Below are 21,908 nucleotides of genomic sequence, written 5' to 3'. Positions count from 1 at the left end.
GGCCATGATCCACATCCTCACTCACACGAGGAGCCTCCATCAGACCCGGGGCGGTTCAGCAACTCAGGTGCCCGAGTGTGTAACTCGCGTACCTGAGTGTGCAACTCGCGGTGGCGGGACCGTGCCACCAGCTCACTGGGAAAACTCGCGCGTGGCCGCGAAGCGGTCGGTGGCGGCGATCAGCTCGCTCAGGATGCCCGGCTCGTCGTACGCGTGCCCGGCGTCGTCCACAATGGACAACTCGGCGCCGGGCCACGCTTTGGCCAGGTCCCAGGCCGTGCGGGCCGGGGTGATGACGTCGTACCGGCCCTGCACGATCACCCCGGGGATGCCCGCGAGGCGACCGGCGTCCCGGATCAGCTGGCCCTCTTCCAGCCACGCGTGGTGCGTGAAGTAGTGGTTCTCGATCCGCGCGAACGCGAGCGCGAACTTCGGATCGGCGAACTGCTCGACCAGTTTCGGGCGCGGCAGCAGGGAGATCAGGCTCGCCTCGTAGGTGCTCCAGGCGACCGCGGCCGGTTCGTGCACCGCGGGATCCGGATCGTTCAGCAGCCGGTGATAGGCGGCGACGAGATCACCGTCGCGTTCGCGGGGAGGGATCGGTGCCAGGAAACCCGCCCAGAGATCGGGGAACAGCTCCGCCGTCCCACCGCCGTAGTAATAGTCCAATTCGGACTTCCGCACGGTGAACACCCCGCGCAGCACCAGTTCGGTCACGCGCTCGGGATGTTTCTCCGCGTAGGCGAGCGCCAGCGTGCTGCCCCAGGAACCGCCGAACACCTGCCAGCGCTCGATGCCCAGGTGCTCGCGCAGGCGTTCCATATCCGCCACCAGGTGCCAGGTGGTGTTCGCGGACAGCTCGGCGCTTTCGCTGGCGTGCGGCGTGCTGCGGCCGCAGCCGCGCTGGTCGAACAGCACGATCCGGTAGGCCTCCGGGGCGAACAACCGGCGGTGCGTCGGCGAGCAGCCGCCGCCCGGGCCGCCGTGCAGGAAGACGACCGGTTTCCCGGCCGGATTCCCGCTTTCCTCCCAGTAGACGAGGTTTCCGTCGCCGACGTCCAGCTGCCCGGTCCGCCGCGCTTCGAGTTCGGGGTACAACGTGTGCATGCGCCCCACTCTGCCGGAAGCCACCCCGGTCCGGCGTCCCGTTTTACGCCGAGGCCAGCAGGAGGTGGAACCCGCGCTCGCTCTTGCCGAGCCGCCGGTCCTCGGTGAGCACCAGCCCGGCCGATTCCAGCGCGGCGATCACCTCGGCCACCGGGCGGAGCCGGAATCCGTGTTCGGTGAACGGCATCTTGGCCATCTCGGCCGGGTCGCCGATGCCGACCACGGCCCGCCCGCCCGGGCGCAGGATCCGGGCCAGCTCGGCGCACGCGCGATCCAGATCGGCCACGAAGTACACCGTGTTGCAGGTGATCAACGCGTCCACCGACGCGTCGTCCAGCGGCAGGTCGGTGATGGAACCGCGGTGCAGCCGCAGCCGGTCCGCGCGGGCGAACCGGTGGGTGGCCCGGGCGAACATCGTCTCGGACACCTCGACGCCGTGCACCAGCCCGGCCGGGCCGACCCGGCCCAGCAGCAGCGCGAGGCCGAATCCGCCGCCGAAACCGATGTCCGCCGCGGTCTCCCCGGCGCGCAGGCCCAGCGCGTCGACGGCGCCGGTGACCGGGCGCGAGTTCGCGCGGTTGAGCAGTGCCCCGACGAGCCTGCCGCGCAGGCCGCGCGGGTGGCCGAGCTGCTTCGCCAGCCCGGCCGCCAGCGCGTCCTTGAGATTCACGCGGGCTTCTCGGCTCGTTCCTCGGTCGCCCACTCGGTGTGGAACGTCCCCTCGCGGTCCACCCGCCGGTAGGTGTGCGCGCCGAAGTAGTCGCGCTGCCCCTGCACCAGTGCCGCGGGCAGCCGCTCGGCGCGCAGCCCGTCGTAGTAGGCGAGGGCGGTGGCGAAGCCGGGGGTCGGGATGCCCAGCCGAGCGGCCGTGGCGACCACCGAACGCCAGGAGTCCTGCGCGTCCGCCACCGCGGCGCGGAAATCACCCGAAGTGAGCAGGGTCGGCAGACCGGGCTCGGCGGCGTACGCGGCCCGGATGTCGTCCAGGAACTTCGCCCGGATGATGCAGCCACCGCGCCAGATCGAGGCGACCGCGCCCAGGTCGATGTCCCAGCCGTACTCGGCGCCGCCTGCCTGGATCTGGTTGAAGCCCTGCGCGTAGGCGACGATCTTGGACGCGTACAGGGCGCGCTCGACGTCGTCCGCGAACCCCTCGGCATCGGACAGCTTCGCCCGCGACGGTCCGGGCAGCCCGCGGCTCGCCGCGCGCAGATCCGCGTGCCCGGACAGCGAGCGCGCGAACACGGCCTCGGCGATCCCGCTGATCGGCACGCCCAGATCGAGGCCGATCTGCACGGTCCAGCGGCCGGTGCCCTTCTGCTCGGCCTGGTCGGTCACCACGTCCACGAACGGTTTCCCGGTCGCGGCGTCGGTGTGCGCGAGCACCTGCGCGGTGATCTCGATCAGATACGAGTCGAGCCGCCCGGTGTTCCAGGTGCGGAACACCTCGGCGATCTGCGCGGGCTCGTACCCGAGCGCGCCGCGCAGCAGGTCGAACGACTCCGCGATGAGCTGCATGTCGGCGTACTCGATGCCGTTGTGCACCATCTTCACGAAATGCCCGGCGCCGTCCGCGCCGATGTGCGTGCAGCACGGTTCGCCGCCGACCTTCGCCGAGATGTCCTCGAACAGCGGTCCGAGCGATTCGTAGGACTCCTTCGAGCCACCGGGCATGATGCTCGGCCCGTGCAGCGCGCCTTCCTCGCCGCCGGAGACGCCGGTGCCCACGAAGTGCAGGCCGCGTTCGCGCAGCGCGGCCTCGCGGCGCCGGGTGTCGGCGAAATGCGCGTTGCCGGCGTCCACGATCACGTCGCCGGGCTCCAGCAGCGGGGCGAACTCCTCGATGACCGCGTCGGTCGGCGCGCCCGCCTTGACCATGATCACCACCTGGCGGGGCCGCGCCAGCGCGTCGACGAACTCGCGCGCGGAATAGGTGGGAATGAACTCGCCCTCGGAGCCGAACCGCTCCACGAGATCGCGGGTCCGCTGCTCGGAGCGGTTGTGCAGGGCCACGGTATGTCCGTGCCGCGCCAGGTTGCGGGCCAGGTTCCGGCCCATCACCGCCAGCCCGGTCACCCCGATGCTCGCCTGGTTGGTCATCGCCTCGTGCTGCCTTCCGTCGTGCCTACGCGCACACTATCGTGGGTGTTACCGCCTGAGCCGGTCCGCGACGCGGCTCACGAGTTCGTGATCGTTGACCAATTCGGCTGGAGTACGCGTCGGTAACTAGCGTTCAGCCCCTGTTTTTGACACCCTGCGCGGCGTCATCGTCGAATTCCACTGCGTGAAAGTGTAAGGTCAGGGGTTCGAGTGATCACTGGATTGGGGTGCCGTGGCATTGGTGAGTAGGCCGGGGGCGAGCTGATGGCCAGCACCGTTACCTCGCGTCGGAAGCAGCTCGGCAACGAGCTGCGGCACGCTCGCACCGCCGCCAAGATGACCCAGCAGCAGGTCGCCGACGTGCTCGGCTGCACCCAGGGCAAGGTCAACAAGATCGAGTCCGGTTCGGTCGGCGTCAAGCTCGGTGACGTCCGGACCATGCTGGAAGCCTTCGGAGTCAACGGTGACGAGTCGGAGACGCTGATGAACCTCGCGCGGGCGGCGGCCGGTCAGCGTGGTCACTGGTCCGGCTACCGATCCGTGGTGCCGCACTGGTTCCGCACGTTCACCGACCTCGAGCCCGCGGCGGCCGAGATCATGACCTGGCACGGCGAGCGGATTCCCGGGCCGTTGCAGTCCGAGCACTACATGCTCAAGCAGTTCACCGAAGCCGGTGCCACCGACGTCACCTCGCTGGTGCGCAACCGGCTCGACCGCAAGGCCGTCTTCGACCAGCAGCAGCCGCCGTACTACCGGTTCATCCTCAGCGAGGCCGCGCTGCGCCGCGCACCGGGCGGGGTCGCGCCGGCGGTGATGCTGGACCAGGTCGAGCACCTGCTCGAGCTGGAGAAGCGCGCCCGCGTCTACGTGCACGTGCTGCCCTTCGACGCGCGCCTGGCCGCGGTGCCGAACGACTTCACCATCATGCGCTTTCCGGACCGCACCAGGGATTTCGTGTACATCGAGCATTCCGCCGGTGGGCTGTACCTGGACGAACCCAAGGACTTCCAGCTGTTCGTCGACTCCTGGGACCGGCTGCGGGGCGCGGCGATGGAGCGCCAGGACACCCGGCAGTTCCTCAAGGACCTCGCCGAGAAGTACCGCGCGGCGATGAATACCGCCGGCTGACTACGTTCCAGTAGCCTTGCCGGGGACGAACCGCATACCGGCAAAGGGGAAACGGGTGACCGACAGCAGTGACCCGGGCGTGCCCTACGGCGTGGACCTGGACCGGCCCAACGCCGCGCGTGTCTACGACTATCTGCTCGGCGGAACCGCCAACTGGGCGATCGACCGGGCTTTTGGCGACCAGGTCATCGAGAAGCTGCCGCTGGCCAGAACCCTCGCCCGGGTGAACCGCGACTACCTGGGCCGGGCGGTGCGGTACTGCGCGCGCAACGGGATCACCCAGTTCCTGGACCTCGGCTCCGGGGTGCCGACCGTCGGCAACGTGCACGAGGCCGCGGATTCGATCCACCCGGACAGCCGTTGCGTCTACGTCGACAACGAACCGGTGGCCGTGGCGCATGCCAAGACCTTGTTGGAACGCAAGGGAGATCCGGCGCGGCACGCGGCGATCAACGCGGACCTGCGGGACGTGCTCGGCGTGTGGAAGGCCGCGCTGGCGACCGGTGTGCTCGATCCGGACCGGCCGATCGGGCTGATCCTGGTGGCGGTGCTGCACTTCGTGCCGCCGGAGCAGGGCGCGGCCGAAGCCGTGTCCCAGTACCGGGAACTGCTCGCGCCCGGTTCGCACCTGATCATCTCGCACGGGACGGACGAGGGGATTCCGGAAAGCGAGCTGTCGCAGATGCGGCTGACCGCCAAGCAGTACGAGGAGTCCAGCACCCCGGTGCACTTCCGGACGAAGGCGGAGGTCGCCGAGTTCTTCGGCGATTTCGAACTGGTCGAGCCCGGGCTGGTGTGGCTGCCGGAGTGGCGCCTCGACGAAGGCGAATCCCGGGCGACGCGGAAGATCGCGCACAATCCGCCGCTGTCCTGCGTGCTCGGCGGGGTCGGCCGCAAGCCGTAGCCGGTCAGCGCGGCGGGGCGGCGGCCTCGACCGTGATCCGGGTGCTCGCCTCGAGGAAGTCCGTCAACGCGATGAGCCTGCGGTCGGTCCGGACGGCCTTCGGCGCGCGTGCCCCGGATCCGGTGTCGGTCTCGGCCAGCCAGTTGCGCCGCGAACCGCGCGGGCGCGCGTAGCCGGGATCCGGATCTTCGTAACGGTCAGGCCCGGGTGGCCCCGGTGATATTTCGCGCCACCCGGCCCCCAGCAGCCTGACGGTCATCGCCCCTCACCCTCTCATCAGCCTGGGCCGGGGCGCGTCCGGTGTGTTCGTGGTGGCGAGGCAGCGTTCGCACGGCATCCCGGCGCCGAGCCGGAGCCATTCGATCCGCGGCAGCGGAAGTTCCGTTCCGCACCCGGCCACCAGGGAGCCGCAGTGCACGACTCCCGGCTCGATCGGGAACAGGTGGGTGGACCGCTGGGTTTCGCCGACCGCGCCCGCGGCGGGTCTGCCGATCACGGTGATCGCTTCCGGCCAGTCGTCGCGCAGGTACCAGACCGCGCGAGCTTCTTCGTCCTGATCGAGCCATCGCATCATGAGCTCGAGCGCCTCCGCGGGACTGGCCACCGAAGTGACCTCTTCGCGCTCGTTGATCCGGCCGACGACGATGAACGGCGGCGCGGGTCGCGAGGCGCGCCGCGGGCGCAGCAGGCCTGGCGGGCCCGCTGTGACGGCTTCCTGAACGACCACCGTGGTCCTCCCCCCGAGAGGTGAGTAGTGCCGTGCGACCTGGACAGACGATCACCAGCATTAACGCGGGATGGCCATTTACCAACAACCTTGCCCCGGCCGCTGGGATTAATCCTACTCCTGGAATAATCTTGTTGTCGAGTGATCAACTAAGCGCTCACTCAGACAGGCCTGACACGGGTACCGCCTGACCAAGGGGTACGGGGACGCGACCGGTGCCGCGCGCTGAAGCGCAGGTCACCGGCCGGTTCCGAATATCGCACGGAGGTAGACCAATGCCGGATTATCCGCAGAGGGTGGATTACGATCCGCGAACCGCCGCCGGGCTGTTCGACGACGCGGCGTGGGAGAAGTCCTTCGCGAGTGAGCCGAATGGCGGTAACTGTGTCGAAGTTAACACCGGTGTCGCGGGGCTGGTGGGCCTGCGCGACACCAAGCTCGCCGACAGCCCGGTCTTCGTGTTCGACGCCGGCGAGTGGGACGCCTTCCTGATCGCGGTCAAGGCCGGGCAGTTCGACCTGCCCGCGTGATCCGGCTCCGGCCGTTGGCCGGAAATGGACAGGATTCGTTCTGGTGCGGGGAAAAGTTCCCCGATTGTGGTACTTCTGACTTTCGCGCGCCCCGGTGCCGGTTCGCCGTGCCCGGGCGGCCCCGCGAACCGGAGGTCACCCCATGCCCGCTGACGCCGACAACGCCGTCCCCGCTGCCACCCGTTCCGGCTTCGGCCGCCGCACGCTCCTCGGCGGCACGATCGCCGGAGCCGCCGCGCTCGCCGCGGCGGGCCCCGCGCTGGCCGACCCGGCGGCCCGCCGCCGCCGGGTCCGCCTCGGCGTCAACTACACGCCCTCGACCCGCTGGTTCCACATGTGGCAGGACTGGCGGGAGACCGACCTCCGCCGCGACCTGCACGACATCGCGCGCCTCGGCCTGGACCACATCCGGATCATGCTGCTGTGGTCGGAGTTCCAGCCCGAACCGCACCTGATCAGCGGCGAGAAGCTCGACCGCCTGGCCCGCTTCCTCGACCTGGCCGGCGAGGTCGGCCTGGACGTCGAGGTGACCGTGTTCAACGGGCACATCTCGGCGCGCTACTGGACCCCGAACTGGCTGCAGACCACGCCGAAACCGGTGAACTGGTTCGCCGACCCCGCCGCGCTGGACGCCCAGCACGCCCTGCTGCGCGCCCTGGCCGCGCGGATCGGCCGCCACCGCCGCTTCCTCGGCTTCGACCTGTCCAACGAGCCGTACTACTACTGGGACAACTACGCCGGTCTCGGCGTGACCCCGGCGCAGGCCGACGCGTGGGCGAAAGCCCTGTGCGCCACCGCCGACGAGGTGGCCCCGGGCAAGGCGAACACGGTCGGCTGCGATTCGGCGCCCTGGGACGCCACCGGTGACCGCTGCTTCACCCGCGGCGGGCTCTCGGTCGCGGGCTCGGTCAGCTCGATCCACCCGTGGACCTCGTTCAAGCAGATCCTGCGCACCGACCCGCTCGGTGCTTTGGCCACGCACAACGCGGAACGGCTCGTCCAGCTCATGCGGGCCTACGGCGCCGCCGACCGGACGTGCTGGGTGCAGGAGGACGGCGCGGCCCCGTCGATCCACTTCTCCGACCAGACCCGGCCGCTGCTGGGCGAGTGGATGCACCGCTCGATCCGCAACGCCGCGAGCAGCGACCACTTCCTCGGGTTCACCTGGTGGTGCTCGCACGACGTGTCCGAGCGGCTGGTGCCCCGGCTGAACCCGCTCGAGTACGACCTGGGCCTGTACACCAACGACCGCAAGCTCAAACCGGCCGGCGCCGCGCTGCGCGACCTCGCCGCGCGGTTCGATCGGGAACCGCCGCCGGTGGAACCGCGCTCGACCGGCATCGTCATCCCGGACCAGGACCCGATCAAGGGGCGCGACCTGTTCTTCTCGTTGGCGCAAAAGGGAACCCGCGCGGCCTTCGTGCTGGAAAGCCGCGCGGGTGACCAGGACTACCTGCGTTCCCGGGGCATCACCACCCTGGTGCGTCCCTAGGCGGGAGCCGCCAGGGCCGGGCGGGTGCGGCGCCAGGCGACCACCAGGAACACCACCAGCCCGATCAGCGGGAGCGTGCTGATCGACCAGCTCAGCGCCATCGGCGGGCCCGGCTGCTCGAGCACCGCGAGGTTCTTCAGCTCGCCGACGCCCTTGCCCTGCGGCCCGTCCAGGGCGAACCGGAACGTCCAGTTCCCTTCCAGATCGAGGGAACGGACGTCGAGCCCCCACACCTCCCGCTTGCGGGGATGGCGGGCGAGCGGTTGCGGGCGGCCCTGGCCGGTGTCCGGGGTCAGCTTGGCGAGCGTGCCGGACTTGTCGTCGATGCCGCCGTCCGGGATGAACGTGAAGTCCAGCGACTGCATCGCGCGCAGCGGCCAGGTGCTGAACCCGACGGTCAGCCCGTACGGGCCCGCCTGCACGCGTTCGGTGTGCACGATGTTCACCGGCTCGTAGGCCGACGCCGTGCCGCCGGTGGTCAGGACCAATCCGAGGATCGTCACCAGGAGCGCACCGGCTGTACGCAGCTTGTATACAACGCGCATACTTACTGTCCTCCCGCAGGCGTGAGCAGGCGGAGCATGCGGCCGAACCGCCAGCCGAGGAAGCCCGCGAGCAAACCGAGCAGGGCTCCGGCCACGCTGGTGGCGATCATGGTCGCGGCATCCGGGAAATGGGACATCGGATAGATCCAGGAACTCTGGACGGGGGCGCAGGCGGCGACGAGCAGGCCGCCGATCCCGCCCGCGAGGACCGGGGTCCAGCGCGGCGGAGCGCCGCGGCGGCGGGCGTTCCACAGCAGGAGTTCGACCACCGCGGCGACCGGGACCAGGCACATCGGGAACAGCGAGGGCATTTCCGGTATGCCGAGGATGTAGTCGCGCACCGGGAGCCCGACCGCGTCCGCGTAGACGTGCGCCGCCCAGGGCGAGAACCACCAGAACACCGCCTGCAGCACGGCGAGCATCGCCGCGGCGATCAGCGCGCCGCCCGGCCGGGCGCGCAGGCCCGCGGCCAGCAGGACCAGCAGCACGGAGAGGAACGCCGTGCCCGCGTCGATCGCGTTCACGACCCCGTCGACGTCCTGCAGCCCGAGCACGGTCACCGTGCTGAACGCCATCAGCACGGCGACGCCGACGAGCGCGCCGAGCGCGCCCCAGGTTTGGTGCCCGGCGGCGGAGAACACCATCACCGCGCCGATCATGGTGACCGTGATCGACAGCAGCAGCCCGATGTGCGGCGGCGAGTCGATCACCGCGTCGAAGCCGTACAGGCCGTGCCACCACTGGTCCCACAATCCGTAGAGCAGGAACGAGGCCGCGCCGACCCCGGACACCAGGTAGCCGAGCGGCGCGGCGAACGTCCGGCCGAACACCGCGACCGCGCGCCCGCCGACCGACGGGTCGATCGGCCGCCCGGCGCGCTGGGCCGCCGTGGTCGCGAGCACGACCGCGAGGCTGGCCAGCCCGGCGATCGCGCTGCCCGCGTACAGGAAGAGGTGGGGCAGGGTGAAGAACGTGTCCGGGCCGACGTCGCTGTGCCACTGCACGTCCCAGGTGAGGCCGGTCAGGGACAGCACGGTGCCGCAGAGCAGGGTCAGCGCGGCGGGCCGTCCCCGTGCCGCGGCCCGGGTCGCCGAGGCGCCGCGGATTCCGGCGCCCGATGCGGTGAGATCCATACCAACTCCCTATCCGTTGACCAGCAAGGGAAAGACGACTTGATCGGGGCCGGGGGCGCCGCGCAGGCGCACCGTGAGTTCCCACTGCCCGCTCATCGGCAGCACCAGATCGTGCGCCCGGTACCGGCCCGGCCCGTCCGGGCCGGCGGGGACCGGGGTGATGGCGTGACCCATCTGCGGCATCACCGGTTCCACGGTCACCGAGTCCAGCGCGACCGGCGCCCCGCGCGGATCGGTGACGAGCAGGGCCACCGAGTTCGCGCCCACCCGCGGGTTGTCCAGCGACAGTTCGACCGCGTAGCGCTCGGTGCCGCCGCGCAGCACGTTCGGCCCGGAGTCCCCGGCGGGCCAGAGGAGCCAGGCCAGCAGGACACCGGCGGCCACCACGACCCCGGCGATGAGCGCCACCGGTTTCCGCCGGACCGCCTCGGTCGTCATCGGCGTGCTCCTTCGGTGTCCGGGACGTCGACGGTGAGCGGCACGGTCGTCACCGCGTAGCCGCGTTCGGCCTGCAGCCACAGCCGGTACCGGCCGGGCAGCGGGAACGTGTAGGTGAACCGCACGCCGGGGCCGTAGGCCGCGACCGTTTCGTCCGGCATACCGCCGGTCGCCCCGGGAGTCGTCGGCGCCATCGCGTGCACGTGGGCCCAGATCGGCGCCCCGGCCGCCGCCTCGCCCACCGGCGGGCCGTCCGGCAGCGGGCCGATGACGATCAGGTGGCCGAGCATCCCGAGCCACGGCTGCAGATCGGCGGCGCCGCCGAACCGCGCGGTGATCGTGCTCGCCGTCCCCGCCGCCCGTACCCCGGTCTCCACGGTGGTGTCATGAGGGGTCCCCTCCGGACGTTTTTCGATAGGAGGGGACCCCTCATGACGCTCGGCGACCCGGAAGGTGGTCCGGACCAGTTGCACGCCACCGCCGCGGCGGGAGAGTTCGGCGGCGACCGCGTACACACCCGGTTCCGGCGGGGTCAGCCGGACGCGGTAGTCGCCCGGCGCGGTGCGGATCGGGTGCAGGTGCCACAGGTTCCCGGACGGGCCGATCACGATCAGGTGGACGAGCGCGCTGTCGTGGACGAGCAGGTCGTCGGCCGGGCGGCCGGTCGCGCCGTCGGTGACGGTGAGCGCCAATTCGGCCGGGCGGCCCGCGCTCGCGTCACCCGCGTTCGCGGTGACGTTCACCGGCGGCCGCGAGTAGTCCACTGTGGACAAACGGCGGCCGGGGTAGGGGTCGGTGATGTTCCCGGCGGTGGGGTCGAGGAGCCGCCCGGGTTCGGCGGGCGGGGGCATCGCGGCGGACAGCAGCGCGCCGGTGACCGCGACCGCGAGGGCGGCGACCATCCCGCCGGCGGGCACCAGCGCGGCCCAGCCGCGTTTCGCCCGCACGGCCACCACCAGCGAAACCAGCAGCAGCGCCCCGGCGGCGACGAACCCGCCGTAGGTCGCCTTCTCCCACGGCGTCACGATGCGCGCGGCGACGAGGAACGGCACGCGGGCGACCCGCTGGCCGTCGTCGATCGCCAGTTCCCACGGGCCCGGCCGGTCCACGCGCAACGTGCTCGCGTAGGGGCCGGGCCGGTCGCCCAGCGCCACGCGTTCCTCGCTGACGACCGTGCCGGTGGGCGGCAGCTCGCCCCCGGCCGCCCCGGCGCCGGTCGGTGCGACGCGGAGGGTGAGCGTGCCCGGCGGCGATCCGGCGTGCGTGACGAGTTCGACCCGCAGCGGCCCGGGAACCGGCTCGGCGCGCCGGATGACCACGGTCAGTTCGCGCTCGCCGAGCGACTGGGCGACGTGCAGATCGGATCCGGCGGGCATCCCGTCGGCGAGCGCGGGCGTCGCGCCGCTCAGGCACAGCAACACCGAGCACAGCGCGACGACCAGCGCGCGCCGTCCCCGCCCCATGCCGTCCATCGCGGCCGACGCTAACCAGCCGGGCCCCCCGAATCGTCACGGCGCCGGGGGAGTTCCCGTCCCCCGCCCAGGGGACCCGGCCCCGACAGGGCCCGCGCGGTCAGGCGCGGAGGAAGCGGCCCAGAAGGAAGCGACGCAGTGCGGCGCGCTGGTCGGCGCGCATCCGCTGGGTGACCGCCGCTTCCCGGATCCGGCCGGAGCCGTGGAACGTGCCCGGGTAGTGGTGCAGTTCGACGGTCACCCCCGCCGCCAGCAACCGTTGCGCATACCGCAATCCCTCGTCCCGCAACGGATCGAACTCGCACGCGGTGACATACGCCGGGGGCAGCCCGGTGAGGTCCTCCGCCCGCGCGGGCGCCGCGTAGCACAGCCCGTCTCGACCGTCCACAGTGGTCGGTCCACCGAGGTAGTACTTCCAGCTCAGCACCGCCTTCGGCTGGTTCCACATCGGGGTGTCGTGGAACCGGAGCATGGACGGGGTGTCCAGCCGGTCGTCCAGTTCCGGGATGCCCAGGTACTGGAAGCACAGCGCGGGGCCGCCCCGGTCGCGGGCGAGCAACGCCGTCGCCGCGGCCAGCCCGCCGCCCGCGCTGTCCCCGCCGACCCCGAGCCGCGCGGGGTCGATCCCCAGTTCTTCCGCGTTCTCCGCCGCCCAGCGCACCGCGGCGTAGGCGTCCTCGAGCCCGGCGGGGAACGGATTTTCCGGCGCGAGGCGGTAGTCCACCGACACCACCACCGCGCCCACGTCGGCGGCCAGCCACGCCGTGTCCGCGTGCCCGAAATCCAAGTCCCCGAGCACGAAACCGCCCCCGTGCAGGTACACCAGGGCGGGCAGCGGACCAGGGCGGCCGGTCGGCGTGTAGATCCGCACCGGCACGCCCGGCGCCGCGGTGTCCCGGAACGACACGGCCTCCGGCAGCGGTTCCGCCGCCTGCGCGGCGAACATCGCCCGCAGTTCGGCGCGGGCCGCGACCGGATCGGTCAGGTCGACGTTCGGCAGCATCGCCACCCACGGGGCGAGTTCGGGGTCGAACCGGTAACTCATGGCGGAATCCTCCTTGACGCCGGGTGGCCGAGCATGCCCCGTCGCGGCGCGCGTGCGCAGCCGACACCTGTCGCCGAACCGCGCCCGCTGATCCGCCAATCCGGCGGTAACCTCACGGAGATGGAAGGACTGCTGCTCAGGCTGTCCGCGCTGGATGCCGACGCGGAGAACGCCGTGCGCGTCATCGGCTTCTTCGACAGCCTGGTGGCTCGCAAGGTCGGCCTGGAGACCCTGCTGCGCAACGCTTCCGCGCTCGCCGAATGTCCGATCGGCGTGCACGTGCCGGGGCAGGGCGTCTGGCTGCGCGCGGATCCCCGCGGCGAGGTGTGCGCCGCGGGCCGGACCCCCGCGGGCGCGGCGAAGCGGGAGTTCGACGACGGCCTGCGGTGCTGGCTCGAACGGTCCGGCGCGGCCCTGCCGCTGGACGAGATGCTGCTGGAACGGTTCGCGATCGCCGTCGCGCTGGTGCTGGACCGCCCGCGTGGCGCGCTGCCCGAACTCGGCGATCCGGCCCTGCTCGAACTCGCGCTCGCCGATTCGGCGGGGGAAGCGGAACGTTCCCGGGCACTGCACCTGATGGGGCTCACCCCGGTCGCCCCGATCCGCGTGCTGGCCCTGGATCCCGGCGGCGAGGCGATTCCGGCGCTCGACGACGTGCGGTCCGCCGCGCTGGGCGCCTGGCGGGCGGTGCTGCTGCCCGGTCACGACGATCCCGCCGGGCTCGTCCCGGCCGGGGTCCGCGCCGGGATCGGCCCGCGGGTCAACGCGATCGACGCACCGGGTTCGTGGCGCGACGCCCGTTCCGCGCTGCGGTTCACCGACGCGGCGAGCATGCCGATCGTCTGGGCGGAGGGCCTCGGCGGGCTCGCGCTGCTCGCGGACAAGCTGGGTGCCGCCGACATCGCCGGGGTGACCGATGTGGCCGCCCTCGACCGGCTGGCCGCCGAGCCCACCGGCGCCGATCTGCTCGCCGTGCTGCAGGCGTTCTGCGCCACCGGTTCCGTGCGCAAGGCCGCGACCGCGGTGTACCGCCACCACAGCACGATCGCGACGCGCATGGTGCACGCGGAGGAGGTGCTGGGTTTCGCGCTGGACAGCCCGCACGGGCGGTTCCGGCTCCACCTGGCCCTGTTGCTGCGCAGGCTCCGCGACAGCGCGCCGTGAGCTAGGGCTCCGGTTCGACGAGGCCGTGGCGGTAGGCGTACACCACCGCGTGCACCCGGTCGCGCAAGCCGAGTTTCGCGAGCACCCGGGAAACGTGCGTCTTCACGGTCTCCTCGCCGACGCGCAGCGCCTCGGCGATCTCGGCGTTGCTGTGCGCGCGGGCGATCAGCGACAGCACCTCGCGTTCGCGCGTGGTCAGGCGTTCCAGTTCGGGTGTGCTCGCGGGCGGTTCGATGCTGGTGGTGAACCGGGCGACCAGCCGCCGGGTCACCGAGGGATCGATCAGCGCGTCCCCGCGCGCGGCGATCCGCATCGCGGACACCAGTTCCTCCGGGGGCAGGCTCTTCAGCAGGAAACCGCTCGCCCCTGCCCGCAGCGCCCGGTACACGTAGTCGTCCAGGTCGTAGGTGGTCAGCACGAGCACCCGGGTGTCGTTGCCCGGGGCGGACAGGATCGCCTCGGTCGCGGCGAGCCCGTCCAGCCGCGGCATCCGGACGTCGAGCACCACGACATCCGGCCGCAGCCGCTCGGTTTCGGCCACCGCGGCCCGGCCGTCGGCCACCTCGCCGACGCATTCCAGGTCCGGCTGGGTGTCCAGCACGGCCCGCATGCCGGAGCGGAACATCGCGTGGTCGTCGGCCAGCAGGATGCGCAGGGTCACGGCACCTCCAACGGAAAGCTCACCCGAATCTGCCAGCGGTCGTCCGGGCGGGGACCGTAGGCGACCTCGCCGCCGAACAGCGCGACCCGCTGGCGGATCCCGGTCAGCCCGAGGTGCGGCCACTCGCCGGGGGTCGCCGGTGGCCGGTCCGGCGCGACCGGGTTGGTGACGGTGAACGAGACCTCGGTCTGCCGGAACGCCAGCTCGACCTCGACCGGCCCGCCGTCGCCGTGGCGCAACGCGTTCGTCAGCGCCTCCTGGGCGATCCGGTACAGCGCGATGTCCAGCGAACCGGGGAGTTCCCGGGCCGTGCCGTAGCGGGTGAACCGGACCGGCAACCCGGCCGAGCGCAGACCGTCGAGCAGTTCGTCGAGGTTGCCGAGGCCGGGCTGGCGCTGCGAACGGGTGTCCTGACCGTGCAGCAGGTCCAGCAGCCGGCGCAGGTCGACCATGGCCGAGCGGCTCGCCGATTCCACCGCGGACAGCGACCGCCGCACCTGCGCGGAATCGCCGGACAGCCCGAGCCGCGCCGCGCCCGCGTGCACGCCGATCGCGCTGACGTGGTGGGAGATGACGTCGTGCAGATCGCGGGCGATGGCGCTGCGTTCCTCGGTGACCGCCCGGCGTACCGCCTCCTGCTCGTCGTGGCGGCGGCGTTCGGCCTGGCGGTCGAGTTCCTCGAGGTAGCCGCTGCGCGCGGTGGTGTACCGGCCGACCAGCCACGGCAGCACCGCGGTGACCAGCACGTTGATGACCAGCAGCCGCCAGTCGTGGGCCGAGCGGTTGTCCACGATGAGCTGGGACGCGGTGAGCCCGCCGCACACCACGGCGAGCGCGGCCAGGCCCTGCGGGGTGCGCAGCCAGGCTCCGGCGCGGTACCCGGCGATCAGCACGCCCGCGTTGTCCGGCACCCGGTCGAAGCCGCATTTGCACAGCAGGAGGGGCGAGACGACCAGCAACACGGCGTGCCCGGCGGCCACCAGCCCGGAGAAGCGGGCGGGCGCGGCGAGTGCCGCGTCGAAGGCCACCAAGCCCGCGAGCACGACCCAGGCCCGCCAGTTCCCGCCGAGCGGCGGCCCGGCGATCAGGAACAGGCCGACGTCCGCGACCAGGCACACCCCGGCCACGAGCAGCGACTGCCGGGTGAGTGACCCGCTGACGTCCCGCACGCGGATCACTCTGGCACAAGCCGCGCCCCGCGCCCGCCGCGCACACGCAAGGAGCCGGGTCTTGGAAGGCGGGACCGGCCAGGCCGGTTGGCACCGGCCCAAACACTCACAACCCCAACCTTCGCACCGCCGCTACGAAATCCCCGCCCCGCTGAGGAACCCCGGCCCCGCTGGGAACCCCGGCCCCGCTGGGAAACCTGGTCACGCTGAGGAACCCCGGCCCGGCTCCGCATGAGGAACCTCACCTGCGGAAACCTCACCGGAAATGTCGGTACCACTCGCTACCCTTGAATCAAGGGGTCCCCCTAGCGGCATGAACGGACCATTCACGCGGAAGGGGTGCGGCGGGCTCAGGTGCCGTCGCCGCGGCGGCCGCCTTGCTGACCGGGTTGCCGCTGGCCGCCCATGCCCGGCGGCTGCCCCCGCATCGCGTCGCCCTCGCCGATGCTGGTCGCGGTGGCCGTCTGCCCGGTGACCTTCGCGATCACCGTGACCGTGTCCCCGGTCTTCGGATCCGAAGTCTTCCGCGTGCCAGCGTCGATCGCGTACGTCTGCGTGTAGCCGTCCTTGCTGGCCGCCGTGATCGAGGTCGCGCTGATCGCGGTCACCTCGCCGGTCTGCATCCGCTCGGTCGTATACCCGCCGTTGCCGTCGGACACCACGAAGTCGCCGTGCAGCGCCTCCCGCGGCGCCCCGCCCATCCCGCCGCCGGGCCCCGTCATCCGCCCGCCCGCCTGCTCGCTCCCGTTGGCGCTGGTGCCCGCGTAGATCGCCACGCCACCGGCCGCCGCGATCGCCACCGCGATCCCGGCCGCCGCGGCGGTCTTCTTGCCGGACCAGCGCTTGGCCGGCTCGGCGGGCGGCGGGTCGCCCCAGTTCGCACCCTCGGGTCGCTGGGCGGGATCGGTAGTCATCTTCGGTCCTTCCTCCTGGTGCCGTCGCCGCCCAGCTTCACCGCGCACGCTGTGCGCGAGCTGTGCCACGGGTAGGCGAGGACTGTGGACCGCTCACAGCAAATACACAGAAGGGGCACAGCTTCGGCCCATCCGGACCGTTCAAGATGACACCGTGAAAACTCCGACCGAGCTGCGCCGCGCCGACGGCACGCCGGTGCGCGTGCTGGTGGTCGACGACGAATCCACCCTCGCCGAGCTGATGTCCATGGCCCTGCGCATGGAAGGCTGGGAGATCCGCACCGCGGGGACCGGCGCCGAAGCGGTCCGGGTCGCGCGGGAGTTCCGGCCGGACGTGGTCGTGCTCGACGTGATGCTGCCGGACTTCTCCGGCCTCGAGGTGCTGCGCCGGATGCGCGCCGGGGCGCCCCACCTCCCGGTGCTGTTCCTCACCGCGAAGGACGCCGTCGAGGACCGGATCGCCGGGCTCACCGCGGGCGGCGACGACTACGTGACCAAACCGTTCAGCCTGGAGGAGGTCGCGCTGCGCCTGCGCGCGCTGCTGCGCCGGGCGCACGGGGTGTCCGGCAGCCAGGGCTCGAAGCTGGTGGTCGGCGACCTCACCCTGGACGAGGACAGCCGGGAGGTGCATCGGTCGGGCGAGTCGATCCCGCTCACCGCCACCGAGTTCGAGCTGCTGCGGTTCCTGATGCGGAACCCCAGACGGGTGCTGAGCAAGGCGCAGATCCTCGATCGCGTGTGGAGTTACGACTTCGGTGGGCAGGCGAATATCGTCGAGCTCTATATTTCCTACCTACGCAAGAAGATCGACGCCGACCGGGAGCCCATGATCCACACCATGCGCGGCGCCGGGTATGTCCTCAAACCGGCGAGCTAACCGCTGGTCGCTGCGGCGGCGCCTGATCGCCCAGCTGGCCGGGCTGCTGGCTTTGGTGTGCCTGGTGGTCGGCGTGGTGACCGAGTTCGCGCTGCGCGAGTTCCTGCTCGGCCAGCTGGACAACCGGCTCGCCGCGGCCAGCGAGCGCGGCAACCGTCCGCCGCCGCCGAACCGGCCGGGCTTTCCCGGCATCGACCGGCCGCCGCCGGACGCGCTGCGCGCCGTCGGCCAGGGCGTCGGCACGCTCGCCGCGCACATCGGACCGGACGGCGAGGTCCGCGCCGGGGTGCTCCGCGCGAACACCGATCCGGCCCAGCGCGACCGGATCCAGTTCGACCACGTGCCGACCGACCAGCTGGCCGTGCTGGTGAACCTGCCCCGGAACGGGGCGCCGCAGAGCCGGAACCTCGGATCGCTCGGCGAGTACCGGCTGGTCGCGCATCGCGGCCCGGCGGGGGACGTGCTGATCACCGGCCTGCCCATGGGCGAGGTGTCGGAAACCTTGTGGCAGCTGGGATTCATCTTCGGCGGGGTCGCGCTCGGCGCGCTGCTGGTCACCGGCGCGGTCGGCGCGCTGACCATCCGCAAGACGCTGCGCCCGCTCGACCGGCTCGCCACCACCGCCGCACAGGTCGCCGAACTGCCGCTCGACCGCGGCGAGGTCGCGCTCTCCGTGCGGGTGTCCGATGTGGACACCGATCCGCGGACCGAGGTGGGCAAGCTCGGCGCGGCCCTGAACCGGATGCTCGGGCACGTGGCGAACGCCCTGTCCGCCCGCCAGAACAGCGAGAGCAAGGTGCGCCAGTTCGTCGCCGACGCCAGCCACGAACTCCGCACGCCGCTGGCCGCGATCCGGGGGTACGCCGAACTGAGCCGCCGCCACGCCGACGAACTGCCGCCGGACGTGTCGTTCGCGCTGTCCCGCGTCGAATCCGAATCGGCCCGGATGACCACCTTGGTCGAGGACTTGCTTCTGCTGGCGCGCCTGGATTCCGGGCGACCGGTCGTGCACGAGCCGGTGGACCTGTCCCGCCTGGTCGCCGACGCGGTGGCCGACGCGCACGCGGCGGGCCCGGACCACGAGTGGCCGCTCGACGTGCCCGCCGAACCGATCACCGTGCTCGGCGATTCCGGCCAGCTGCACCAGGTCGTGCTCAACCTGCTGAACAACGCGCGCACGCACACCCCGCCGGGGACCGAGGTCACCACCGCACTGTCCACAAGCGACGGTCTGGTGACGCTCGCGGTCAGCGACGACGGGCCCGGTATCCCGCCGGTGCTCCTGCCCGAGGTGTTCGAACGCTTCGCGCGCGGCGACACGTCCCGTTCCCGTGCCGCGGGCAGCACCGGCCTCGGCCTGGCGATCGTGGCCGCCGTCGTCGCCGCGCACCGGGGCGACGTGCGCGTCGACAGCCGACCCGGCCGCACCACGTTCACCGTCACCTTCCCCGACCCCGCCACCCACCTCCCCTACAAACCCTGACCCCGCGAGTCCCCCGTTCCCGTCGCGCGAGTCCCCCGTTCCGGTAGCCCGAGTTCCCCCGTTTCGGCACGAGTCGCACGTTCCGGTAAACGAATTGCACATTCAGGCAAGCGAGTTCAACACTCGGGAACCCGGATTCCACGTCCCGCCCACTCACAGCCCGCGCACAGGGAGTGCACAACGTAGGCACATCGGTGGCCGCGACGGTGGGGCCATGACGAGTGCGCCCGCCCTAAGCCGTGTCGAGAACCCGCCGCCGGTCAAAGCGCCCCGGATCACCGCGGACCGCGCCGCCCTGGCCGTCCTGCTGATCGCCACGGCCGCGCTGTACCTGTGGCGCCTCGGTTCCTCCGGATACGGCAACGACTACTACGCCATGGCCGTCCAGGCGGGCACGCAGAGCTGGAAGGCGTGGTTCTTCGGCGCGCTCGACCCCGGCAACGTGATCACGGTCGACAAACCGCCCGCCGCGCTGTGGCTGATGGGGCTGTCCGGCCGGATCTTCGGGTTCTCCAGCTGGAGCATGCTGGTCCCGGACGCCCTCGCCGGGGTCGCCTCGGTCGGCCTGCTCTACGCCGCGGTCCGCCGCGTCTCCGGCCCTGCCGCCGGACTGGTCGCGGGCGCCGCGCTCGCACTGACCCCGGTCGCCGCGCTCATGTTCCGCTACAACAACCCGGACGCCGTGCTGGTCCTGCTGCTGGTGGCCGGCGCGTACTGCACCGTCCGCGCCACCGAGCAGGCGAGCGCGCGCTGGCTCGTCCTCGCGGGCGTCGCGATCGGATTCGGCTTCCTCACCAAGATGCTGCAGGCCTTCCTGGTGCTGCCCGCGTTCGCGCTGGTGTACCTGGTCGCCGCGCCGACCTCGTTCGGCCGCCGCCTGGCGCACCTGTGCGCCGCCGCGGGCGCGGTGATCGTGTCCGCGGGCTGGTGGGTCGCGGCCGTCGCCCTCTGGCCCGCCGCGTCCAGGCCGTACATCGGCGGCTCCACGACGAACAGCGCGCTGGAACTCGCGCTCGGCTACAACGGGCTCGGCCGCATCCTCGGCGGTGACGGCGACCCCGGCGGCAGCGGTCCCGGGATGATGATCGGCCCTGGCGGAAGCCGGGGATTCGGCGGGGAGGCCGGGCTCGGCCGGATGTTCGGGGAGAGCTTCGGCCTCGAGGTGTCCTGGCTGCTGCCCGCGGCGCTCATCGCGCTGATCGCCGGGCTGTGGTTCACCCGCCGCGCGCCCCGCACCGACCGCACCCGCGCCGCAGTGCTGCTCTGGGGCGGCTGGCTCGTCGGCACCGGGCTCACCTTCAGCCTGATGAGCGGCATCATCCACCCCTACTACACGGTCGCGCTCGCCCCCGCGGCCGCCGCGCTGACCGCCCTCGCGGGAACCGGACTCTGGCGCGGCCGCCACAACTTCGCCGCCCGCGCCGCGCTCGCCCTGATGCTCGCCGCGACCGGGGTGTGGACGTTCATCCTGTTGTCCCGCAACGGTTCCTGGCATCCCTGGCTGCGTTTCCTGGTGCTCGTGCTGGTCGCGGTGACCGTGTTCGCCCTGCTGTTCGGCGCGGACCGCGTCCGCGGCGCCGCGAAACCGCTGCTGGTGGCCATGGTGTGCGCGGGGCTGCTGGGGATGTCCTCGTACGCGGTCGCGACCGCGGCCACCTCGCATTCCGGGGGCATCCCGAACGCCGGGCCGGTCTCGAGCGGCTTCGGCCGCCCCGGTGAGCCGACCGACGACGAACTCACCGCGCTGCTCACCGGCACGACCACGAAATGGGCCGCGGCCACCGGCGGGGCGCAGGAAGCCGCCGGACTCGCCCTGAGCACCGGGAAATCGATCATGGCGATCGGCGGCTTCTCCGGCCGCGACCCGGCGCCGGCCCTCGAACGGTTCCAGCAGTATGTGGCCAACGGCGAGGTGCGCTACTTCCTCGCGGGCGGCCGCACGCGCGGCGGAGCGAACGAGATCGCGACCTGGGTCGAGGACACCTTCACCCCGCTGACCGTCGGCGGAACCACGGTGTACGACCTCACCCGGCCGCGCTGACTCACTCCGGCGCCCAGTCGGTGTTCGCGCCGCACAGCACCAGGCACGGCAACTCGGCCGGGATCCGGCCCGCCAGCCACGCCGCGAACGGCGCCGCGGCGGCCGGTTCCACCGCCAGCCGGAACTCCTCCCACAACCGGTCCCGGGCGGCGAGGATCTCGTCGTCGTCCACCAGCACGGGCACCGTCCGCGGCGTGTTCAGCACCGCGAACGCGAGCGTGCCCGCCCGGGTCGCGCCCAGCGCGGACGCGGCGACCGAATCGACCGCCACGTCCACCGGTTCACCCGCCCGCAACGCCTCCCGCAACGAGCAGCAGTTCCGCGGCTCCACCGCGAACGTGGTGCGCCCGCCGATCGCCAGCGCGGTCCCCGCGGCCAGCCCGCCACCACCCACGGCGACCACCACCGCGTCGGTCTCCGGCACCTCGGCGATCACCTCGGCCGCCACCGTGCCCTGCCCGGCGATCACCGCGGGCTCGTCGTAGGCGTGCAGGTACCGCGTGCCCGGGGCGGTCGCCGCCTCCCGCGCCTCCGCGGCCGCCTCCGCGTAGGTGTCCCCGTGCCGGATCAGGCTCGCCCCCGCCGCCTCGATGCGCCGCGCCTTGCCCTCGGGCACCCCGCGCGGCACGAACACCGTCGCCGGGACCCCCAGCAACGCCGCCGCCGTCGCCACCCCGAGACCGTGATTGCCACCCGAAGCGGTGACCACCCGCGCGGGCCGCGGCCCGCAGAGCAACGCGCTCACCGCGCCCCGCAGCTTGAACGAACCACTGCGCTGCAGGTGCTCCAGCTTGATCAGCAACGGGCGGCCGTCGACCTCGACGGGCAGCAACGGCGTCCGCCGGACGTACGGCCGGATCGCCAGGGCCGCCGAATGCACATCGGCGACGGTCGGGATGTCGGTGAGGTTGGTCATGCTCCCACCCTGCCCGCGCGCGGGCCGCGCCTCCAAGAAAGCCCGCTCCGGCGGTATCAGGC

The 21,908-nt window shown here is 72.2% G+C and carries 22 protein-coding genes; 8 read left to right on the top strand and 14 right to left on the bottom strand.

What is annotated here, in order from left to right:
- Positions 1 to 132 precede the first annotated feature (132 nt).
- From pip to gndA, 3 genes are read right to left on the bottom strand one after another with little or no spacing between them, the layout of a single operon-like run.
- Positions 133 to 1,107, bottom strand: a complete 975-nt coding sequence (gene pip, locus FXO23_RS24180; RefSeq protein ID WP_158887677.1) for a prolyl aminopeptidase — start codon at positions 1,105 to 1,107, stop codon at positions 133 to 135.
- Between the two features lie 43 nt (positions 1,108 to 1,150).
- The gene (locus tag FXO23_RS24175) at positions 1,151 to 1,777 is read right to left on the bottom strand and encodes a methyltransferase domain-containing protein (protein ID WP_158887676.1); all 627 of its coding nucleotides are present in this window, start codon (positions 1,775 to 1,777) and stop codon (positions 1,151 to 1,153) included.
- The gene (gndA, locus tag FXO23_RS24170; protein ID WP_158887675.1) at positions 1,774 to 3,207 is read right to left on the bottom strand and encodes an NADP-dependent phosphogluconate dehydrogenase; all 1,434 of its coding nucleotides are present in this window, start codon (positions 3,205 to 3,207) and stop codon (positions 1,774 to 1,776) included. The genes FXO23_RS24175 and gndA overlap by 4 nt, the downstream gene beginning before the upstream one ends.
- A gap of 264 nt (positions 3,208 to 3,471) precedes the next feature.
- Between gndA and FXO23_RS24165 the strand changes: the two genes are divergently transcribed.
- Positions 3,472 to 4,335 (top strand): helix-turn-helix domain-containing protein, encoded by an 864-nt coding sequence (locus FXO23_RS24165; RefSeq protein ID WP_158887674.1) that lies wholly within the window; start codon positions 3,472 to 3,474, stop codon positions 4,333 to 4,335.
- Positions 4,336 to 4,390: 55 nt separating this feature from the next.
- The gene (locus FXO23_RS24160; protein WP_158887673.1) at positions 4,391 to 5,239 is read left to right on the top strand and encodes an SAM-dependent methyltransferase; all 849 of its coding nucleotides are present in this window, start codon (positions 4,391 to 4,393) and stop codon (positions 5,237 to 5,239) included.
- A gap of 4 nt (positions 5,240 to 5,243) precedes the next feature.
- On the opposite strand, the gene FXO23_RS24155 is transcribed toward FXO23_RS24160, so the two are convergent.
- Both FXO23_RS24155 and FXO23_RS24150 read right to left on the bottom strand, forming a co-directional pair.
- The gene (locus FXO23_RS24155; protein WP_158887672.1) at positions 5,244 to 5,498 is read right to left on the bottom strand and encodes a hypothetical protein; all 255 of its coding nucleotides are present in this window, start codon (positions 5,496 to 5,498) and stop codon (positions 5,244 to 5,246) included.
- 6 nt (positions 5,499 to 5,504) lie between these two features.
- On the bottom strand, positions 5,505 to 5,966 hold the full coding sequence (locus tag FXO23_RS24150) for a hypothetical protein (protein ID WP_246257732.1): 462 nt from the start codon (positions 5,964 to 5,966) through the stop codon (positions 5,505 to 5,507).
- Positions 5,967 to 6,241: 275 nt separating this feature from the next.
- Here FXO23_RS24150 and FXO23_RS24145 point away from each other — a divergent pair, with 275 nt between their 5' ends.
- Both FXO23_RS24145 and FXO23_RS24140 read left to right on the top strand, forming a co-directional pair.
- Complete coding sequence (locus tag FXO23_RS24145; protein ID WP_158887671.1) at positions 6,242 to 6,496, top strand: DUF397 domain-containing protein; 255 nt, start codon at positions 6,242 to 6,244, stop codon at positions 6,494 to 6,496.
- Between the two features lie 142 nt (positions 6,497 to 6,638).
- Positions 6,639 to 7,988 (top strand): glycoside hydrolase 5 family protein, encoded by a 1,350-nt coding sequence (locus FXO23_RS24140; RefSeq protein ID WP_158887670.1) that lies wholly within the window; start codon positions 6,639 to 6,641, stop codon positions 7,986 to 7,988.
- Here FXO23_RS24140 and FXO23_RS24135 read toward each other — a convergent pair.
- From FXO23_RS24135 to FXO23_RS24115, 5 genes are all read right to left on the bottom strand, one after another.
- Positions 7,985 to 8,533: a hypothetical protein gene (locus tag FXO23_RS24135; RefSeq protein WP_179956859.1), complete on the bottom strand. Its 549-nt coding sequence runs from the start codon at positions 8,531 to 8,533 to the stop codon at positions 7,985 to 7,987. The genes FXO23_RS24140 and FXO23_RS24135 overlap by 4 nt on opposite strands.
- A 2-nt stretch (positions 8,534 to 8,535) precedes the next feature.
- Entirely contained in the window at positions 8,536 to 9,666 is a 1,131-nt protein-coding gene (locus FXO23_RS24130) for a hypothetical protein (protein WP_158887669.1), read from the bottom strand.
- A 9-nt stretch (positions 9,667 to 9,675) separates the two neighbouring features.
- Positions 9,676 to 10,104 (bottom strand): FixH family protein, encoded by a 429-nt coding sequence (locus tag FXO23_RS24125; protein WP_158887668.1) that lies wholly within the window; start codon positions 10,102 to 10,104, stop codon positions 9,676 to 9,678.
- On the bottom strand, positions 10,101 to 11,576 hold the full coding sequence (locus tag FXO23_RS24120; protein ID WP_343034506.1) for a hypothetical protein: 1,476 nt from the start codon (positions 11,574 to 11,576) through the stop codon (positions 10,101 to 10,103). The genes FXO23_RS24125 and FXO23_RS24120 overlap by 4 nt, the downstream gene beginning before the upstream one ends.
- A 100-nt stretch (positions 11,577 to 11,676) precedes the next feature.
- The gene (locus FXO23_RS24115; protein WP_158887667.1) at positions 11,677 to 12,621 is read right to left on the bottom strand and encodes an alpha/beta hydrolase; all 945 of its coding nucleotides are present in this window, start codon (positions 12,619 to 12,621) and stop codon (positions 11,677 to 11,679) included.
- A 120-nt stretch (positions 12,622 to 12,741) separates the two neighbouring features.
- Between FXO23_RS24115 and FXO23_RS24110 the strand changes: the two genes are divergently transcribed.
- A complete protein-coding gene (locus FXO23_RS24110; RefSeq protein ID WP_158887666.1) occupies positions 12,742 to 13,785 on the top strand; it encodes a helix-turn-helix domain-containing protein in 1,044 nt (347 codons plus the stop codon).
- A 1-nt stretch (position 13,786) separates the two neighbouring features.
- Here FXO23_RS24110 and FXO23_RS24105 read toward each other — a convergent pair whose 3' ends face one another.
- From FXO23_RS24105 to FXO23_RS24095, 3 genes are all read right to left on the bottom strand, one after another.
- Positions 13,787 to 14,446, bottom strand: a complete 660-nt coding sequence (locus FXO23_RS24105) for a response regulator (protein WP_158887665.1) — start codon at positions 14,444 to 14,446, stop codon at positions 13,787 to 13,789.
- On the bottom strand, positions 14,443 to 15,615 hold the full coding sequence (locus FXO23_RS24100) for a sensor histidine kinase (protein WP_158887664.1): 1,173 nt from the start codon (positions 15,613 to 15,615) through the stop codon (positions 14,443 to 14,445). The genes FXO23_RS24105 and FXO23_RS24100 overlap by 4 nt, the downstream gene beginning before the upstream one ends.
- A gap of 350 nt (positions 15,616 to 15,965) precedes the next feature.
- Positions 15,966 to 16,529 (bottom strand): hypothetical protein, encoded by a 564-nt coding sequence (locus tag FXO23_RS24095; RefSeq protein ID WP_158887663.1) that lies wholly within the window; start codon positions 16,527 to 16,529, stop codon positions 15,966 to 15,968.
- A 154-nt stretch (positions 16,530 to 16,683) separates the two neighbouring features.
- Between FXO23_RS24095 and FXO23_RS24090 the strand changes: the two genes are divergently transcribed.
- The 3 genes from FXO23_RS24090 to FXO23_RS24080 all read left to right on the top strand — a co-directional run bounded on the left by FXO23_RS24090 (position 16,684) and on the right by FXO23_RS24080 (position 20,930).
- The gene (locus tag FXO23_RS24090) at positions 16,684 to 17,406 is read left to right on the top strand and encodes a response regulator transcription factor (RefSeq protein WP_281356583.1); all 723 of its coding nucleotides are present in this window, start codon (positions 16,684 to 16,686) and stop codon (positions 17,404 to 17,406) included.
- Positions 17,384 to 18,889: a sensor histidine kinase gene (locus tag FXO23_RS24085; protein WP_158887662.1), complete on the top strand. Its 1,506-nt coding sequence runs from the start codon at positions 17,384 to 17,386 to the stop codon at positions 18,887 to 18,889. The genes FXO23_RS24090 and FXO23_RS24085 overlap by 23 nt, the downstream gene beginning before the upstream one ends.
- A gap of 214 nt (positions 18,890 to 19,103) precedes the next feature.
- Complete coding sequence (locus tag FXO23_RS24080; RefSeq protein WP_158887661.1) at positions 19,104 to 20,930, top strand: ArnT family glycosyltransferase; 1,827 nt, start codon at positions 19,104 to 19,106, stop codon at positions 20,928 to 20,930.
- A gap of 1 nt (position 20,931) precedes the next feature.
- On the opposite strand, the gene FXO23_RS24075 is transcribed toward FXO23_RS24080, so the two are convergent.
- Positions 20,932 to 21,846 (bottom strand): serine/threonine dehydratase, encoded by a 915-nt coding sequence (locus FXO23_RS24075; RefSeq protein WP_158887660.1) that lies wholly within the window; start codon positions 21,844 to 21,846, stop codon positions 20,932 to 20,934.
- Positions 21,847 to 21,908 lie beyond the last annotated feature (62 nt).

This window comes from Amycolatopsis anabasis (assembly GCF_009765355.1).
Classification (GTDB): Bacteria; Actinomycetota; Actinomycetes; order Mycobacteriales; family Pseudonocardiaceae; genus Amycolatopsis; species Amycolatopsis anabasis.
The sequence above is the reverse complement of the archived record's forward strand: the minus strand, read 5'-3'. Positions and strand labels throughout refer to the sequence as shown.